The organism is Pseudomonas sp. Pseusp88, assembly GCF_047303955.1.
GTDB lineage: Bacteria > Pseudomonadota > Gammaproteobacteria > Pseudomonadales > Pseudomonadaceae > Aquipseudomonas.
This window is the reverse complement of the sequence record NZ_JBGLYM010000045.1, coordinates 18,906-35,897: the sequence shown is the minus strand read 5'-3', so window position 1 is coordinate 35,897 and position 16,992 is coordinate 18,906. Positions and strand designations below refer to the sequence as shown.

The following is a 16,992-nucleotide window of genomic DNA, read 5'->3' as shown; positions in this document are numbered from 1 at the left end:
GGCTTTAGCCGGGAAAGCGCCTTCCCGGCTAAAGCCGGTCCCACAGACCTCATTTCATTTCGGATAGGATATTTCATTAATCCACCACAGCATCTCCCCCGTCGGGATCTGCACCAACGCCTCATCGCCGACCTCTTTCTTCAGCAGCGCACGGGCCATGGGTGAGTCGATGGAGATGTAGTCGTTGCGCCCGTAGATCTCGTCATAGCCGACGATCCTGAATTTCTTGATCTCGCCCTCTTCGTTCTCCACCTCGACCCAGGCACCGAAAAAGACTTTGCCTTCCTGCTCCGGCGAATAGGCGACGACCCGCACATCCTCCAGGCGCTTGCGCAAATAACGCACACGACGGTCGATCTCGCGCAGCAGTTTCTTGTTGTACTGGTAATCGGCGTTTTCGCTGCGATCACCCAGGGACGCCGCCCAGGTCACCTTGCGGGTGGTGTCCGGACGTTTCTCGCGCCACAGGTAATCCAGTTCCTGCTTGAGGGCGGCGTGCCCTTCCTGAGTGATGATGTTGGTGCTCAATGGTCTTTCCCCAGTCTTGCAAACGCAGACCGACATAATATTTTGAGAAAGAACAGCGTCAACCGCGGGTAATCAAACCCTGGCGCGCGATGCGCACCAACTGGCCAACCACTTCTTGCAGATGCTCCGGTTGCGGCGCCTGAATCACCGCGAGGTCGAACTGGTCATTGGCGAAATTGGCCAGAGGTTGCCAGTTATCCACGAACTGGATCAGGAAAGCGTGGGGACGACCTTTGCGCTTGGGCCAGCCATCGAGGTAGCGCAACAGCGTTGGCTGATGGGAACCGCCAAGGAGAATCTTCGGGTTGCGACGTTGCAGCGGGGACGTGAACGGGGAAAGACGAACGAGGGGGCGCAGGGTGCTCATGTGTGGGTTCTCTGCCTCAGGGTTCCGCTGGGCAGCGGTGAGAGGCGACACCGGACCAACGCTTTAGCGGTATTTCGATGGATTCTCACCCACCTGGCGCCCCGCAAGTAGTTGTTTAAATCGGCGCAAGACCAGCATCCTAGAGAAGGCGATGAGGGGTTGTCAAATGGCACAAATACATTGCGCTGAAGGTCTGGGAGCGGATTTATCCGCGAATACGGTATTCCGGGCGACGCATCTGCGTTGAATGTACGACCTGATTCGCGAATGAATTCGCTCCCACAAGTGCCAACCTGTGGGAGCGCAGTTTTTATCTCGCTTTGCTTACTTCGCGATAGCTCCGTCCACCGAGAAACGGCCGCCACCTTCGATGAGAATGGCCAGGGTCGCCGCCATCAGCGCCAGGCCGTATTCGTAGCCGTTGTTGGCCATGAACAGACCGTTATGGATGTGCACGGTAAGGATCGCCACCGCCAGCATGATGGTTACCACCAGAGCCGCCGGGCGGGCCAGCAGGCCGAGGAACAGGGCCAGGCCACCGAAGAATTCGGCACTGCCGGACATCAGCGCCATCAGGTAGCCAGGGTTGAGGCCCAGGCTGGCCATGTACTGGCCGGTGCCTTCCAGGCCGTAGCCGCCGAAGAAGCCGAAGAGTTTCTGGCTGCCGTGAGCCATGAGTAGAATGCCGACGATAACGCGCAATACGGTGATGCCGTAGCCAGCGCGGGTGTTGAGTACAGTTTTGATCAGAGTGTTCATGGCGTTAATTCCGTTTGTGTGCAGAGAGTGGCGCCATAATAATCAAATTAACTCATACGAATACCGCAAAAAACCTAACATACGCATCGAATAATTCGATCATTTGCGTGCCAGTGATTTTCCGGGCAAATCCGGCTCCAGGGAATCCCGTTCGTGGTCGAAGGCCAGGTAGTATTTATTGACACTATTGACGTAGCTGACCACCCCCATACCGGCCTGCTCCATGGCCACCCGTTCAGTCTGGAAAAACCACTGATTGGGATTGAGCCCGCGCTTGCGTGCTTCTTCGCGCATGCCCTGAACCCGCTCCGGCCCAAGGTTGTAGGCGGCCAGGACAAAGGCCATGCGCTCACGCTCGTTGACCTTTGGACTGGAGAAGAATTTGCGGCGGATGAGCGCCAGATAGCGCGCCCCGGCCTGGACATTGTCGTCAGCACTCTGGATATTGCCCACGCCGACCCGCTGGGCCGCCGAAGGGGTGATCTGCAGCAGCCCGGTCGCACCGCCGCTGCCCCTGGCGCCAGGGTTGAGCGCTGATTCCTTGAACGCCAGCGCTGCCAGATTCAGCCAATCCATGCCCTGCTCGTCGGCATGGCGCTGCAACATCGGACGGATTTTTTCCAGCCGCGCCCGATCTTCACGGGCCAATGGGTTATGTACCTGGTACAGGCGCTTGTAGACCCGCTCGAAGGCGACATCCTGATTGGCCGGAGCGTGATAGCCCTTGAGGAAGGTATCAATGGTGTCGCGCAACTGCGAAGCATCACGGCGCACGAACCAGCTCATATTGCTGTTGGTGCCCAGGGTCAGCGCGCGATCGACCCGCAACCTGGGCATGACCTTGGCCCAGCGTTCGGCAATCGGCTGCTCGACCACGGTCAGGTGATAGATCCCGGCCTGGACCATTTCCAGCACGTCTTCCACCGCCAGGCTCGGGTCGACCCACTCGATCTTTACCGGTGCCAGCTTGCGCAGCGCCAGCTTCTGATTCAACTGGTGTACGGCCTCATCCGCCGCGCTGCCGGTGGACAGGCTCAAGGTGCGACCTGAAAGCTGTTCGACGCGCTTGAACGACGCCTGGCCCTTGAGCCCCACCAGCACCATGGGTACATGGCTGATGATCGGCGCACTGGCCTCGACGCCCTGGGCGGTGCTCACATCCAGCAGTTCACCCGGCGCAACCAGATCGCCCTCGCCGCGTTCCAGCGCACCGAGCAGTTGATTCTTGGCCTTGGGCACGATCTTCAATGTCACGCGCTGGCCATCCCGGGCATGGCTGTTGAGGTATTGCTCAAAGGCCTGCAAGCGATGGTATTCGACGCCGATTTCCTGGCCCTGCACATCGCCGGAACTGTTGCGGCTCTGGTTGACCAGCACCCGCAGCACCTTGCTGCTGCGAATGGCAGGCAGGTCACGCACCTGGGCCACATGCTGGGCCTGCACCGGGCCGGTGGTCACAGCGAAGGCAGGCTGCGGCAGTAAAAATGCCGAAAGACAAATCATGGGCAAAAGCGCGGCTCGGGTCATTCACTTCTCCAGGGAGATGCCGGACAAAAAACAGGCAAAAAAGGAAATAACGGCTGGTGCACTTACGGCGAGGTCTTGCGAGAGCATTGCAACGGCTGTTTTCAATTCGTTGAATTGACAGCATTTTCTTGTTGTAACCCAAGCTCTGATATGCTTGGTGGCTCTAGGCCTGAGGTAGCACCATGCAACTGATCGACATCGGCGTCAACCTGACCAACCCCAGCTTTACTTCCCAGCGACAGGCGGTACTGGACCGTGCCTACGCCGCCGGGGTCAGCCAATTGGTGGTCACTGGCACCAGTGTCGAGGGCAGCGAACAGGCCTTGCAGGCTTGCCTTGAGCTGGACGAATCCGCTCTGCGCCTGTTCTCCACGGCTGGTATCCACCCGCACTCAGCGAGCGATTGGACCCATGAAAGCGAGAAACAGTTGCATGCCCTGCTAAAAGAAAATCGCGTGCGCGCTGTCGGCGAATGTGGCCTGGATTTCAACCGGGATTTTTCCCCGCGCCCGCAGCAGGAAAAGGTCCTCGAAGCGCATCTGGCCCTGGCCGTGGAGCTGCAATTGCCGGTGTTCCTCCATGAGCGTGACGCCAATCAACGCCTGCTGGAAATCCTGCGTGATTATCGCGACCGCTTGCCTGCCGCCGTGGTGCACTGCTTCACTGGCGAGCAAAAGGCCCTGTTCAGCTATCTGGATCTGGACTTGCACATCGGCATCACCGGCTGGATCTGCGACGAACGCCGCGGCACCCACCTGCACCCACTGGTGCGCGACATTCCCCGCGGTCGCCTGATGCTGGAAAGCGATGCGCCTTATCTGCTGCCACGCACCTTGCGCCCGAAACCGAAGAACGGTCGCAACGAACCCGCATATTTGCCCGAAGTGCTGCGCGAAGTGGCGTTGCATCGCGGTGAAAGCCTGGAGGATCTGGCCGAACACAGCAGCGCCTGCGCTCAGGCATTCTTTTTGCTGCCAAATCTGCCCGAGGGCAACAAATGACACCTTCTTGACGCAAATCAACAGATAACCTAAAGATTGCGTCACCCTGATGGCACCTTGCCGCACGTCTATCAATGCTTTATCAAAAGAAGACCAATTATGGGCTCATGGCTTAGCAACATTTCGCTGAAATATAAGTTCTGGGCGGTCAACGCAGTCGCCTTCATCACAACCCTGTTCCTAGTGCTTTACGCCTTGCAACTGGAACACAACGCCAGGTTCGATGATGCCCGCGATTCAGCCCAGGCCCAGGCCCGCCTGCTCGGCAGTTGGCCAGCAACACAGGCCCTGCCCACTGGCAGCAATATTCTGGTCTTCACCCAGGGCCAGGCGCCCAGCTTCAACAACCAACCGCTGACGGAACTGGCCAGCGGTCGGGACTGGGTTGAACTGGCCCAGCCGATCCACAGCGCCAGCACCAATCTGGTCGGTGCCAATGTCATCAGCCGTGGCGACAACCAACGCGTCGCCGTGCTGGCCTTTGCCCCCAGCCTGAGCCAGGTGTTGGCGGACCGCTTCGTCAACTATGCGGTCTGCGTATTCATCCTGATGCTGGCCATGCTCGGCGCCTCGCAGTTGCTGATCCGCTTCCTGCTCAGCCACCTGAACACCCTCAAGGACGTGATGCTCCACGTCGAGAAAAGCGGTGATCTGTCGGCTCGCGTGCCGCTGTCCAGCGAAGACGAAGTCGGCCAGATGGCCAAGGCGTTCAACGCCATGCAGGCCGGTTACCAGCGTGTGGTCAATACCGTGGCGCAGACCGCCTCGCGCCTTGACCAGGGTGCCGCACACCTGGCGTCGGGCATGAGTGATGTCCGTCATGGCATGCTCGGCCAGCAGAGCGAGACCGATCAGGTTGCCACTGCGATCAACGAAATGAGCGCCACCGTCTTCCATATCTCCCAGCATGCCAACACCACCCGCGACCAGTCCCAGACCGCCGATAACCTGGCAGGTGGCGGCAAGGCCGTGGTCGATCGCGTGCAGCTGTCTATCGCCGGGCTGTCCAGCGGCGTGCAACAGACCGCCGAGATGATTCAGCGCCTGGCCGAAGACAGCCAGAAGATCAATGGCGTGGTCAACGTGATCCACAGCATCGCCGAACAGACCAACCTGTTGGCCCTCAACGCCGCCATCGAAGCCGCCCGTGCCGGGGAAATGGGCCGTGGCTTTGCCGTGGTCGCCGACGAAGTGCGCAACCTGGCCAAGCGCGTACAGACCTCGACTGACGAAATCACCACCATGGTTTCGGCGTTGCAGGCCGGCACCCGGGATGCCGTGGACTTCATGCAGGACAGCTCGTTCAAGGCCGACGAATGCGTACAGCAGGCCAAGGAAGCCGGGGAAGCCCTGGCGGCCATCGCCGGTGCCGTGGCACAGATGCGCGAGAGCAATACGCAGATCGCTGTCGCCGCCCAGCAGCAGAGCCAGGTGGCGGAAGAAATGAACCGCGCGGTGGTCAGCATCCGCGACGTCACAGAACGCACCGTGAACCAGACCGTCGACTCGGCCAACACCAGCGGCGAACTGGCCACCCTGGCCGGTGAGTTGAGCAAGGCCATCGGTCAGTTGAAACTCTAATCGCGTCGATAGGCAGGCTCGATTCGCGACGAATGAGAATCATGCGTATTCTTCAAGGCATCACTCGATGTCTTGAAGAGAACCGCCATGGCCACTGTATTTTTCAACTCCCGCAATCCGCTGGCAGTGCCTCTGTTTACGCTCGCCACCCTGCTGTTGGCTGACGGCGCACTGTCGGGCAGCCTGCCATCGCTGGCCATTGGCTTGATCAGTCTGGCGGCGGCGCTGGCTTCTCAGCATCGTTTGGCGAACCACTCTTGACGCACAGACTGATCAAGATTTGTGGGAGCGGATACATCCGCGAAAAGGGCGGTACAGCCGGTGCAGCTTCAGCGCCTGGAACACCGCTTTCGCGAATGAATTCGTTCCCACAGAATTCAACACATGACGGGGGTTGATCTAACCAAACACTGTAACCGTCTGCCGACTGATCGCAATCTGCTTGCCATTGGGCGCCCACAGCCCCGCTGCAGTGTGGCCGTAGCCATGGCGTGAATGCTCGATCACTGCCTGGTACTGGCACCAGTCGTGAGTATCCAGGGCTGGCATGGGCTGGAGGAATTCAATGGTCCAGGTCAGAGTGCTGCCCGGTGCCGGGCGCTTGAGGTGCGGCAGGGTTGCCGGTGGCCAGGTGTCGACCAGAGCCAGCAAATGAGCCACGGTCATGGGCTGCTGCTCGATATCACGAAAGCGCACATAGCCACCGATGGCCGGGGATGGCGTGTTGCTGAACGGCACGCCACCCAGCCCCCAGCGAACATCCATGAAGCGCAGGTAAGAAGGCATCGCCCCTTCGACAAAGGGCAGCTGAAAACTTTCTTCCAGGCTCCTGAAGACTGGCGCCGCGACGGAGTCGACTTCGATCTCCGATTCCCGGGGCGCGCCGAAACTGCCCTGAATCAGGGTCATCACCTGACCATTTTGCATCGCCCGACCAAGCAAGGTACTGACCGCCTTGCCCTCACGCAGCACGTCCACCTCAAAAGCGATCGGCACACCGGGTTCGGCCGGGCCGACAAAGGTAATCGCCAGTGAACGCACCGGTCGATCCTCGGGCACCTGCATGCGCATGGCTTCGTATTGCAGGGCCGCCATCAGCCCGCCAAAGCTCGCCCGCCCCTGTCCCCACTCGGGGGGTACGGTCACGGCCAACGGGTTCTGGCGTACTGCATCGATCAATTCGGAAAACGTCATGGGAACCCCAAGGCAGGCATGTTTGTAGGATTATTCCCACGATCTTAACCGCTGATCTGCCCGACCATAGGTTCCATATCCGCCAATCAATCGGCAAAACACGCCTTGTGCAGACGCTTGAGCGCTTCATCTGCCTTGCCTTCGGCCCGCACGATACCCAGTTGCCAACCGGCGATACAGGGCGCCAGGTCGCTTTGCTGCCCGGCCTGGGCCAGCCATTGCAAATGATCGTGCCAATCGCCAAGAGCGCTCTGAGCCGCCTTGAGTCGGGCAGTCGCGGTCTGGGAGGTGTGACTGAGTTCGGGGTAGGCCTCTGCGGCATAGCGCACGCGTTTGATCAGCAGACGCAGACGATGGCGGTCATGGGCCGGATCGGCAATCGCCTGCTCCAATTGCTTCCACTGTTTGTGCAGACGCTTGGCGATACGCTTGCCCAGGCCGCGCATCAGCCCCTGGCGCTGCTGCACCCGGACAAAGCCGGGGAATTGGTCGAGCATGCCGAGCAGGCGATTCAACTCCGCCGAGGTTGCCACGGCAGGACAGGCCCGGCGCAGGAAGTCATGGCGGCGCCGCGCCGCTTGCTCCAGGCCTTTATTGGCCAGAAAGGCTTCCAGCACCTGCATATCGCGCAAGGGCGTGGTCACCTGGCCGACCGCCTTGGCCGCTTCCTCCAGTTGATCGACGCCCGGCAGGCCGCGCAAGGGCCGCAATACGCTGCGCAAACGGCGCACGGTGGTGCGCAGGTCATGCAGCGCTTCACTGTCGGTGGAAGCGGCCAGGCGTGCATGACACGCCAGCAACCTGACCTCGAGTGAGACGAATTCGGCGACCAGATGGTCAACCCGTGAAGACATTTAAAATCTCCCTAATTATCTGAATGAGCGCCATATTCTGTGGGAGCGAATTCATTCGCGAAAACGGTATCGCGGTCCCGGAAGATGTATTGAATGTACCGACCTCTTCGCGAATGAATTCGCTCCCACACATACTGAAAACACATGGCTATTTAACTGCCGAACGTCGCCACGGCAAGCGCCGCCGCAGTTGCTTCAAACGCCGGCGCAGTTGCGCCGCCGAGGCTGATTGCCCGGCATAGCGCTGAGCCTGAAACTCTTCGACAAAATGCTTGATGGCATCGGCCTGTTGCGGGAACTGCGCGACGGCACGGCGGGCGAAGGCGTCGGCGCCCTCCCCCGGTAAACGATGCAGACCATGACGGGCCAGCAAGCGTTCAAACGCATTGAACAGACGCAACTGCGAGTCGCTTTCGCGCTGCCAGGGCTTGAGCAGCCAGAGCGCCATCAGCCCAAGAATCAGCAACGCACCCGCGCCGAACACCGGCGCATCGAAACCGGAGAACCAGCGACTGAGCACCTGCAACTGCTGCTGGCCCTGGTAGCCCAGGACCCAGCGCTGCCAGCCGTAATTGAGGCTGTCCCAGTCCATGCGCAGGGCGTTGAGCCAGGCGACATTGCGATAGCGCAGGGCTGACATCGGCGAGTCCTGCAGGAAGCCTTCGTCCGCCGCCAGGGCCTGTTCCAACCCCTGTTCGATGCGTTGAGGTGCGACGGCGGCGGTAGGGTCGACGCTGCGCCAGCCGACCCCGGCCTGCCAGTATTCGACCCAGGCATGGGCGTCGAACTGGCGCACGGTCAGATATTGCCCGCCTTCGTTCCACTCGCCGCCCTGATAACCGGCCACCACCCGAGCCGGAATTCCTGCAGCGCGCAGGACGAAAGTCATGGCCCCGGCATAGTGGGCACAGAAGCCGGCCCGGCTGTCGAACAGAAAGCTGTCCACCGTATCAGCGCTCAAGGTCGGCGGCTTGAGGGTGTAGTGATAAGGCTCGCGGTTGAAATAGTCGAGCATGGCGTTGACCAGAGCATCCGGCTTTGGATAGCGGCGCAGCAGGTCGGCCGCCCATTGCCGGGCCTGCGGGTTGCCCTTGGCGGGCAATTGCAGGTCCTGGCGCTGAATATTCTCGGTCAGTTGCGCATCCCGCACCGCCTCGGGCCAGGAGCGCAGGTCGTACATCAATGCCTGATCCACCGGGCGCCGGCGCTGCAGGCGAAAATCACTCATCTGCCGGACATCTGCCTGGGCGTTTTCGGCGGTGTCCAGGGCCAGCAGCCAGGGCCGCCCGGACGGTTCCAGAACGATGTTATAACTCAGTGGCTCGCCGTACTTGCGCCAGTCCGGCAGTTGCACGGTCTGCGCTCGCGCCGACTGCGACCAGCGCCGACCATCGAATTGCTCTAGAGTCAGGGCCCGCCAGTACAGCTGGTTACGGGGCGGCAGCGGCCCGCTGAAACTGGCGCGCATGACCAGCGCCGCCGATTTGCTCAGCTCGGCGATATCCGCCGGGGTCATGCTGTCGGAAAGCCCGGTCAGCGCCTTGCCACCGGGCTGCGGCAACGACCACAGCGGCTCCAGCCGCGGGAAAAACAGGAACAACAGCAGCATCAGCGGCACGGCCTGTAACATCAGTTTGGCCGCCAGCTTCAGGGTGCTGCCCGCGCCATTGGACAGGTCGGACTGATGCAGGCCGATCAGTGCCGCCAGCAAGGTGCAGACCGGCAGCAGGGTAAACACCCCCCAGAGCAGTTCACTTTCGAACAGATAGCCCACCGCCACGCAGAAAAAGCCGAGAAAGATCAGCACCAGAGCATCGCGGCGGGTCTGCATTTCCAGCATTTTCAGGACGAAGGCAGCGATCAGCAACGCCGCTCCGGCATCCAGCCCGACCAGGCTGCCCCGGGCCAGATAAACCCCACCTGCGGTCCCCACCAGCAGCCCCGACTTGACCCAGGTACCGGGGTTACGCGCGCGCATGCGAAAAATCTGCACCCGCCAGAAGGTGCAACCCAGCCACAGGAGAATTATCGACACCGGCAAATGCTGCAAGAACGGCGCGATCACCAGGGCCTGGGCCAGCAACAGCCAGGTCAGGCTGATACGGGGAATCGGCGTGCCCTGGCTGGCCTTGGTGTTCACGAACGCACTCCATACAGCGCCAGGGCGCGCAGGCAGGCTTCACGATGGGCATCGCCGCTGTCGACCCGGGACAGGAAGTCCGGCAGGCGCAGGGCAAACGGCTGCTGACGCTGGGACAACTCCACGACCCAGTAACTCAGGCGCGACAGGCGCTCTTCGATATCCCCGGCCAGGGCCATGAAATCCAGGCACAGATCATGGCCGCTGAGATCGGCGAAATCCTTGATATACAGGCCCTGGCCCCGGGAATAGGCCTTCCAGTGCAAACGCCGACGACTATCTCCCGGCTGATACGGGCGCAGGCCCTGATAATCATCGACCCCCTGCCCCGGCGTGGCATGGCCTTCGTCTTCGCTATGGGGCTGGGCGCCCTTGAGCAACGGCATGCTCCCGGCCAGGGGGCGCGGGTAGATCAGCACCGTCTGCTCCAGATCCAGCCAACTCCAGGCCCGCAGGATACTCAGCGGGAACACACTTTCGACCCGCAGGCGCGGTGCCCGCAGCCAGCCGCGACGCAGGGCTGGCAGGGTCATTTCCACCTCGGTCAAGCCCTTGGCCGAGACATCGGCCTGCTGCAGCTGCTCGCTACTCCAGCCCAGGGCAATGGCCTGATGCGCCTGCCCGGCACTTTCCAGGCGCAAGCGCAGCTGTACCGGTTCGCCGACGAACACGGAACGTGCGGCCCCGGCACTGAGCACCAGGCCGCTGAGATTGTGATAGGTGTGCAGGATCGCCAACAGGCCCACGGACATCAGCAGGAACGTCAGGGCGTACGCCAGACTGCTCTGGTAGTTGATCGCCACCAGCAGCATCAGAAACAGCACCAGTGCATAGGTGCCACCCACCCGCGTCGGCATGATGAAAATCCGCCGATGGTTGAGTTCGATGCGTGACGCCGGGGGAATACGCCGAACCAGCCAGCGTTGCCAGCGCGGTTTGAACTGTTCGATCAAAGTGCTGACACCTCACGCAGCAGCCACTGCACCAAGGCACCGCCGCCATGCCCGGTCGGGTCTGAACGTTCGCGCAGGCGATGGCCGATCACAGCAGGCAAAATCGCCTGGACGTCTTCGGGGATCACATAATCGCGCCCGGCCAGCAGGGCCCAGGCCCGCGCCGCCGCCAGAATCGCCAGACTGGCCCGGGGTGACAGGCCATAGGCGAACTGGGGCTGACTGCGCGTGGCATCGACCAGACGCAACACATAATCGACCAGGGCGTCGCTGGCCCGAACCTGGCGCGCCTGGGCTTGCAAGGCGCCGAGTTCGGCATGATCAAGCAACGGCTGCATGCGAGGCAGCAAGTCACGCCGGGACTCGCCCAACAGCAACGCCTTCTCGGCGGCTCGCGCCGGGTAACCCAGGGACAGGCGCATCAGGAAACGGTCCAGTTGCGATTCGGGCAAGGCAAAGGTGCCGCCTTGGCTGAACGGGTTCTGGGTGGCAATGACGAAAAACGGATCAGGCAGCAGCCGGGTCGCCCCTTCGATGGTGACCTGCCCCTCTTCCATGGCTTCAAGCAACGCGCTCTGGCTCTTGGGTGTGGCGCGGTTGATTTCGTCGGCCAATACCAGTTCGGCGAAGATCGGCCCCGGATGAAAAATGAACTGCCCGGTGTCCCGATCAAATACCGAGGTGCCGAGAATATCGCCCGGTAACAGATCGGAAGTGAATTGAATACGCTGGAAGCTCAGACCCAGCACCCGCGCCAAAGTATGGCTCAGGGTGGTCTTGCCCATGCCGGGCAAGTCCTCGATCAACAAGTGCCCGCCGCCCAACAGGCAAGTCAACGCCAGGCGCACCTGGGGTTCTTTGCCCAACACCACTTCGTTGATGGCGTTCAGACATTCATCGAGTTTTCTGCCCATCGCTAACCTCTACAGGCGACTGCCGTAAAAAATGCCAGACCACTTTAAGGTCAGCTTAGGCGTTTTCACCAGCGCGGCGATGGAAATGATGGCAGACAGGCTTTATGCGCAGCTATAAAACTCGGTGGAGTGCCTGTGGGACCGGGCAAACATATTCCCGGCTAAAGCCGGTCCCACAAATCGGCGATCAACGCCCGGCGCGGGATTCCTTGATATAGAAGCGGGCTTTCTCGGCCTTGGAGGTGCAGCCTTCGAAGGCCTCGAACTGCTGCTGGGTCTTGGCGCCGGTCAACAGCGACAAGGCCTTGGAGTAGCTGACAGTGCCGGCAAAACCTTCAGCCTTGGCCAGATCCAGCTCATGCCAGGCGGCATCCAGTTGCGTACCACAGCTCTCACGGTAACCGGTTTTTGCAGCGCATCCAGCCAGGGACAGAAGAATGAGTGGCAGGCAGATCCAGGCTTTCATGGGGGTGTTCCTCAACGAGTAAAAATCCAGTGTGCGAGTTTGACGATGCCGCCACGCAAAAGTGCCGTGATAACAGGCGCCAAGAGTAACCGTTTTCATGGTCGTTCGCGCTCTATTACGGGTATGGTGGGCCGTCAGCGAAAGGAGAGGAGCGATGAGCAAACGAATAGCCTTGGTGCTGGGCTCCGGCGGCGCGCGCGGTTATGCCCATATCGGTGTGATCGAAGAGCTGGAACGGCGTGGTTATGACATTGCCTGTATTGCCGGTTGCTCCATGGGCGCAGTGGTCGGCGGCGTCTATGCCGCTGGAAAATTGCGCGAATACCGCGAGTGGATAGAGAGCCTGGACTACCTCGATGTCCTGCGTCTGGTGGACGTCAGTTTCCGCCTGGGGGCCATCCGCGGGGAAAAGGTTTTCGGGCAGATTCGCGAGATCGTTGGCGAAATCAATATCGAAGACCTGCGCATCCCCTACACGGCCGTAGCCACCGATCTGACCAACCAGCAGGAAATCTGGTTCCAGGAAGGTAACCTGCATCAGGCTATGCGTGCCTCTGCGGCAATTCCCAGCCTGTTTACCCCGGTGATCCAGGGCAACCGCACCCTGGTCGATGGCGGCCTGCTCAACCCGCTGCCCATAGTGCCCGTAGTTTCCAGCCACTGTGATCTGATCGTCGCCGTCAACCTCAACGCCACCAATCAGGGCCAGTACCAGCTACCGGTGATCGAGCGCACGCCCGCAGTCAAGCGACGTTTCGACAGCCTGATGGGTTCCCTGGGCTCACGCCTGCCGTTCCGACGCAAGCTCGACCCTTTGAACCCGGAACTGTTGCAGATAGAAACCGTCGCCGCGACCTGGCCTGGCGAAGAGTCGGCCGACCCGCTCGATCAGCAACCGGCCGCTGCACCGCAAGCGGCCGGCGCTCCGAGGTCGGCTGCAGGCTCGTTTATCGTCGATAACGTCGGCCCGGCGTCTCTGCTGGATCTGATCAACCAGAGTTTCGAGGTGATGCAGACTTCATTGGCGCAATACAAGATCGCCGGTTACCCGCCGGATATCCTGATCAACGTGCCGAAACGGGTGTGCCGCTTCTTCGAGTTCTACAAGGCGCCGGAACTGATCGCCCTGGGCCGGGAGATAGCCAGCGATACACTGGATCGGTATGAGAAGGAGCATGGGCGCTGACCAACTGATTTGAACTGTAGGAGCTGCCGAAGGCTGCGAATGGCCCTGACACCGCTTCGCAGCCTTCGGCAGCTCCTACAGGGATCGCATTCGATCGGCGGGATCTCAGTGTTCCAGCAAACGATAACCAACTCCCGCCTCGGTCACGATAAACCGTGGCGCCGCCGGATCGTCGGCGAGCTTCTGCCGTAGATGGCCGACGACGATGCGCAGGTAGTGGGTGTCTTCGGTATGGGTCGGGCCCCAAATGTCCTTGAGCAGTTGTTGCTGGGTGATGACCCGCCCCGGATGTCTGGCCAGCTGTGCCAGCACCGCGTACTCCTTGCGGGTCAGGCTGACTTCGACGCCATCGAGCAGCACCCGGCGAAAGGCCAGATCCACCGTCAGCGGGCCGAACACCGACGCCGACGGCCCTTGCTCAGTCCCGCCGGCCTGGCGCAGCAGCGCCCGGATCCGCGCCAGGAATTCCTGAATACCGAACGGCTTGGTCACGTAGTCGTTGGCGCCGCTGTCCAGGGCCTGAACCTTCTCCGCTTCGCTGGCCCGTACCGACAGCACCAGCACCGGTATGGCAGACCATTCGCGCAGTTCGCGCAGTACCTGCTGGCCATCCATGTCCGGCAGGCCAAGATCCAGCACCACCAGATCGGGCTTGTTCAGCGCTGCCACGCTCAAGCCTTCGTTACCAGTAGCCGCTTCGAGGACTTTGTAGCCTTGTGACGCGAGGCTGATGCGCAGGAATTTACGGATCTGCGGCTCATCGTCGATCACCAGAAGGGTGGAAGTCTGGTTCATGCCGGTCGTGCTCGTGTCAGTCGAAAAAGAGCCGCCAGCCTAACGCAATCAAGGCTCATGGATAGCTTTCCGTTTCACCTTCCGGCTGAGTTGGCAGCGGCAAATGCAAGGTGATGCAGGTGCCGCGCCCCTCGATGCCCTCAGCCACGCTGATCCGCCCGCCATGGGCGCCGACCATGCCCTGGCAGATCGCCAATCCCAGCCCCGTGCCCTGGCCACCGCGATCGCCACGGGCAGCGGTGTAGAACATATCGAAAATCTTCGCCCGTTCGGCTTCGGGAATCCCCGGTCCTTCATCGCTGACGGCAAAGGACACCTCGCTGTCATTGACCGCCACCTCGACGGCCAGGCGCCCCTGCACCGGCGAAAAACGCGCGGCGTTTTCCAGCACGTTGACCAGTGCCTGCTCGATCAGCGCGGCGTGCACATAGAGCAGCGGCAAGTCTTCCGGCAAGCGAGTCATCACCTGCAATGGCGCCAATACCGCACGCAGGCGGTTAAGGGCGCTGCCGACGATATCACCGGGCGACACCCAGTCCCGGGCCAGCTTCAGGGCGCCGTGGCCCAGGCGGGTCATGTCCAGCAGGTTCTGGATATAGCGATCCAGGCGCTCGGCTTCATCGCGAGTGCCTTCCAGTAACTCAATACGGTCTTCCCGGGGAATCGCCTCGCCCAGGGCCAGCAGGCTGTCGATGCTGCCGCGCATGGCCGTCAGCGGCGTACGCAGGTCATGAGATACCGACGCCAACAAGGCGCTGCGCAACTGTTCGGTCTCACCGTGCAGCCGCGCAGCTTCCAGTTCCTCGGCCAGTTGCGCCCGGGCCAGGGCCTGGGCCAGGGGTTGGCTGAGGGCCGTGAGCAAACGACGGCGTTGCGCGCTGAATGCCTGCCCCTCACGAGGGCAGACGCCCAGCAGCGCCAGTGGCCCCTCCTCCGCCGACAACGGCCACCACCACCAGCGCCCGGAGGGCAAGGTGCCAGTGCCATGGCCAGCGGCCTGATCATGCTGCCAGGCCCAGTCGGCGGCGGCGCGCTCAGACTCTGAAAGTTGCAGCGCGCCACCGCTGGCGTCTTTCCAGCCGCCCTGGCCGTCGCGCTCCAACAGGCATACCTGCAACTCCTGCCAGCCCCCCAGATGCTGCGCGGCCGCGCTCAATACAGCCTGACGGTCCGTAGCAGCGGTGAGTTTGCGCGACAGGTCGAGCAGTTCGCTGGTTTCTTCCTGAGTATCGCGCAAGGCCTGCAACTGGCGGCGCTGGCGGGCCGCCAGATTACCGGTCAGTGCCGCCATGAGCAGGAAGAACAGCAGGGTCAGCACGTCTTCTTCGCGCTGGATGCTCAGGGAAAAGGTCGGTGGAATGAACAGGTAGTCGTACGCCAGGAACGACAGCGCCGCACAGGCCAGGGCCGGTCCAAGACTGCTGCGTACGGCGACCAGCAGCACGGCGGCGAGGAACACCAGAGAGATATTCGGCAGCGCCAGAAACCCCGCCACCACCCAGGCCAGAGCACTGGCCAGCAGGGTCGCGATCAGGGCCAGGGCATAGTCGAACCAGACCAGTTGCCGCGCCGAGCGAACCACCGGCTGATCGGTGCGCGCCTCGCTGTCGAGCACGTTGATTTCCAGGCCATGGGCATCGCGCAACAGCCGCGCCGCCAGGCCACCGCCGAACAGGCGCCGACGCAGGCGCGGCCGTGACTGACCGACCAACACCAGACTGGCGCGGCGTTCGGCGGCATGCTGGATCAGGGTTTTCGCCACTTCGCCCGCGCGCAGCAGAATCACCTCGCCCCCCAGCCGCTCGGCCAGTTGCTGAGCATTCTGCAGACGCATGCGCGCCACTTCGTCCAGGGTCCGGCCGTTATCCACATGGACCAGGCTCCACGGCAAATGCCGCCGCTGCGCCACCCGGCTGGCATGACGCACCAGGCGCTCGGCCTGGGCATCACCGTCGATACCCACCAACAGGCGCCCGCGCACGGCGGGTGCGTCCTGCCCCAGTTGCCGGTAGCCCTGGGCCAGATCGTCATCCACCTGGGCAGCGGCCGTCTGCATCGCCAGCTCGCGCAGGGCGGTGAGATTGGTCTGGGTGAAAAATGCATCGATGGCGGCCCGCGCCTGTTCCGGCACATAGACCTTGCCCTCGCGCAGGCGCTCCAGCAACTCACGGGGCGGCAGGTCGATCAGCACCAGCTCGTAGGCTTCCTGCAACACCCAGTCCGGCAGGGTCTCGCGCACCTGCACACCAGTGATGCCGCGCACCTGATCATTGAGGCTTTCCAGGTGCTGGACGTTGACCGTGGTGTAGACGTCGATGCCGGCGGCCAGCAGTTCCTGAATGTCCTGCCAGCGCTTGGCATGGCGACTGCCGGGGGCGTTGCTGTGGGCCAGCTCATCCACCAGCACCAGTTTCGGCGCGGCCTTGAGCAGACCGTCCAGGTCCATTTCTTCCAGGGTCACGCCGCGGTATTCCGAGCGCAGCAAGGCTTGTTGCGGCAGGCCGCCAAGCAACGCTTCGGTTTCCGCACGGCCATGGGTTTCCACAACCCCGGCAATGACTCGTGTGCCCTGGCGCAACTGGGCATGGGCGGCCTGGAGCATCGCGTAGGTCTTGCCCACCCCCGGCGCGGCGCCGAGAAACACCTTGAGCCGCCCACGGCCCTCCCTGGGCAGGTCCGCCAACAAGGCGTCGGCACGGCCGGAATCACTCAACTTGATGCTCTCCA

General features: G+C 61.9%; 16 protein-coding genes. 4 read left to right on the top strand and 12 right to left on the bottom strand.

Translation table 11 applies throughout. The annotated features are described in order from the left end of the window. Nucleotides 1-54: 54 nt before the first annotated feature. The 4 genes from greB to ACCD02_RS29955 form a co-directional block, all read right to left on the bottom strand. The gene (gene greB, locus ACCD02_RS29970) at nt 55-528 is read right to left on the bottom strand and encodes a transcription elongation factor GreB (protein ID WP_413309845.1); all 474 of its coding nucleotides are present in this window, start codon (nt 526-528) and stop codon (nt 55-57) included. A gap of 58 nt (nt 529-586) precedes the next feature. Further along, entirely contained in the window at nt 587-895 is a 309-nt protein-coding gene (locus tag ACCD02_RS29965) for a class I SAM-dependent methyltransferase (protein WP_413309843.1), read from the bottom strand. A gap of 324 nt (nt 896-1,219) precedes the next feature. Beyond that, complete coding sequence (locus tag ACCD02_RS29960; RefSeq protein WP_413309841.1) at nt 1,220-1,654, bottom strand: DoxX family protein; 435 nt, start codon at nt 1,652-1,654, stop codon at nt 1,220-1,222. Nucleotides 1,655-1,753: 99 nt separating this feature from the next. Then, nucleotides 1,754-3,181: a transglycosylase SLT domain-containing protein gene (locus ACCD02_RS29955; RefSeq protein ID WP_413309839.1), complete on the bottom strand. Its 1,428-nt coding sequence runs from the start codon at nt 3,179-3,181 to the stop codon at nt 1,754-1,756. A gap of 182 nt (nt 3,182-3,363) precedes the next feature. Here ACCD02_RS29955 and ACCD02_RS29950 point away from each other — a divergent pair, with 182 nt between their 5' ends. The 3 genes from ACCD02_RS29950 (at nt 3,364) to ACCD02_RS29940 (ending at nt 6,024) form a co-directional block, all read left to right on the top strand. Further along, nucleotides 3,364-4,182, top strand: coding sequence for a TatD family hydrolase (locus tag ACCD02_RS29950; RefSeq protein WP_413309837.1), 819 nt, complete (start codon nt 3,364-3,366; stop codon nt 4,180-4,182). Between the two features lie 99 nt (nt 4,183-4,281). Beyond that, nucleotides 4,282-5,763, top strand: a complete 1,482-nt coding sequence (locus ACCD02_RS29945) for a methyl-accepting chemotaxis protein (protein WP_413309835.1) — start codon at nt 4,282-4,284, stop codon at nt 5,761-5,763. 87 nt (nt 5,764-5,850) lie between these two features. Beyond that, nucleotides 5,851-6,024, top strand: a complete 174-nt coding sequence (locus ACCD02_RS29940) for a hypothetical protein (RefSeq protein WP_413309833.1) — start codon at nt 5,851-5,853, stop codon at nt 6,022-6,024. Between the two features lie 138 nt (nt 6,025-6,162). On the opposite strand, the gene ACCD02_RS29935 is transcribed toward ACCD02_RS29940, so the two are convergent. The 6 genes from ACCD02_RS29935 to ACCD02_RS29910 form a co-directional block, all read right to left on the bottom strand. After that, nucleotides 6,163-6,957: an acyl-CoA thioesterase gene (locus ACCD02_RS29935; protein WP_413309831.1), complete on the bottom strand. Its 795-nt coding sequence runs from the start codon at nt 6,955-6,957 to the stop codon at nt 6,163-6,165. 86 nt (nt 6,958-7,043) lie between these two features. Next, a complete protein-coding gene (locus tag ACCD02_RS29930; RefSeq protein ID WP_413309830.1) occupies nt 7,044-7,811 on the bottom strand; it encodes a CHAD domain-containing protein in 768 nt (255 codons plus the stop codon). Nucleotides 7,812-7,959: 148 nt separating this feature from the next. Then, nucleotides 7,960-9,951 (bottom strand): DUF3488 and DUF4129 domain-containing transglutaminase family protein, encoded by a 1,992-nt coding sequence (locus ACCD02_RS29925; protein WP_413309828.1) that lies wholly within the window; start codon nt 9,949-9,951, stop codon nt 7,960-7,962. Next, entirely contained in the window at nt 9,948-10,904 is a 957-nt protein-coding gene (locus ACCD02_RS29920) for a DUF58 domain-containing protein (RefSeq protein WP_413309826.1), read from the bottom strand. The genes ACCD02_RS29925 and ACCD02_RS29920 overlap by 4 nt, the downstream gene beginning before the upstream one ends. Then, entirely contained in the window at nt 10,901-11,818 is a 918-nt protein-coding gene (locus ACCD02_RS29915) for an AAA family ATPase (protein ID WP_413309824.1), read from the bottom strand. The genes ACCD02_RS29920 and ACCD02_RS29915 overlap by 4 nt, the downstream gene beginning before the upstream one ends. Nucleotides 11,819-12,005: 187 nt before the next feature. Continuing rightward, nucleotides 12,006-12,284, bottom strand: coding sequence for a hypothetical protein (locus ACCD02_RS29910; protein WP_413309822.1), 279 nt, complete (start codon nt 12,282-12,284; stop codon nt 12,006-12,008). 154 nt (nt 12,285-12,438) lie between these two features. Here ACCD02_RS29910 and ACCD02_RS29905 point away from each other — a divergent pair, with 154 nt between their 5' ends. Beyond that, nucleotides 12,439-13,470 (top strand): patatin-like phospholipase family protein, encoded by a 1,032-nt coding sequence (locus ACCD02_RS29905; protein WP_413309820.1) that lies wholly within the window; start codon nt 12,439-12,441, stop codon nt 13,468-13,470. 105 nt (nt 13,471-13,575) lie between these two features. Here ACCD02_RS29905 and ACCD02_RS29900 read toward each other — a convergent pair whose 3' ends face one another. Both ACCD02_RS29900 and ACCD02_RS29895 read right to left on the bottom strand, forming a co-directional pair. Beyond that, nucleotides 13,576-14,265 (bottom strand): response regulator, encoded by a 690-nt coding sequence (locus tag ACCD02_RS29900; RefSeq protein ID WP_413309818.1) that lies wholly within the window; start codon nt 14,263-14,265, stop codon nt 13,576-13,578. Nucleotides 14,266-14,320: 55 nt separating this feature from the next. Continuing rightward, nucleotides 14,321-16,978 (bottom strand): DUF4118 domain-containing protein, encoded by a 2,658-nt coding sequence (locus ACCD02_RS29895; RefSeq protein WP_413309816.1) that lies wholly within the window; start codon nt 16,976-16,978, stop codon nt 14,321-14,323. Nucleotides 16,979-16,992: the final 14 nt, after the last annotated feature.

Coding starts and splice junctions, on each gene's coding strand:
- ACCD02_RS29965 (WP_413309843.1), bottom strand. CDS start 895: ATGAGCACCCTGCGCCCCCTCGTTCGTCTTTCCCCGTTCACGTCCCCG.
- ACCD02_RS29960 (WP_413309841.1), bottom strand. CDS start 1,654: ATGAACACTCTGATCAAAACTGTACTCAACACCCGCGCTGGCTACGGC.
- ACCD02_RS29955 (WP_413309839.1), bottom strand. CDS start 3,181: ATGACCCGAGCCGCGCTTTTGCCCATGATTTGTCTTTCGGCATTTTTA.
- ACCD02_RS29950 (WP_413309837.1), top strand. CDS start 3,364: ATGCAACTGATCGACATCGGCGTCAACCTGACCAACCCCAGCTTTACT.
- ACCD02_RS29945 (WP_413309835.1), top strand. CDS start 4,282: ATGGGCTCATGGCTTAGCAACATTTCGCTGAAATATAAGTTCTGGGCG.
- ACCD02_RS29940 (WP_413309833.1), top strand. CDS start 5,851: ATGGCCACTGTATTTTTCAACTCCCGCAATCCGCTGGCAGTGCCTCTG.
- ACCD02_RS29935 (WP_413309831.1), bottom strand. CDS start 6,957: ATGACGTTTTCCGAATTGATCGATGCAGTACGCCAGAACCCGTTGGCC.
- ACCD02_RS29930 (WP_413309830.1), bottom strand. CDS start 7,811: ATGTCTTCACGGGTTGACCATCTGGTCGCCGAATTCGTCTCACTCGAG.
- ACCD02_RS29915 (WP_413309824.1), bottom strand. CDS start 11,818: ATGGGCAGAAAACTCGATGAATGTCTGAACGCCATCAACGAAGTGGTG.
- ACCD02_RS29910 (WP_413309822.1), bottom strand. CDS start 12,284: ATGAAAGCCTGGATCTGCCTGCCACTCATTCTTCTGTCCCTGGCTGGA.
- ACCD02_RS29905 (WP_413309820.1), top strand. CDS start 12,439: ATGAGCAAACGAATAGCCTTGGTGCTGGGCTCCGGCGGCGCGCGCGGT.
- ACCD02_RS29900 (WP_413309818.1), bottom strand. CDS start 14,265: ATGAACCAGACTTCCACCCTTCTGGTGATCGACGATGAGCCGCAGATC.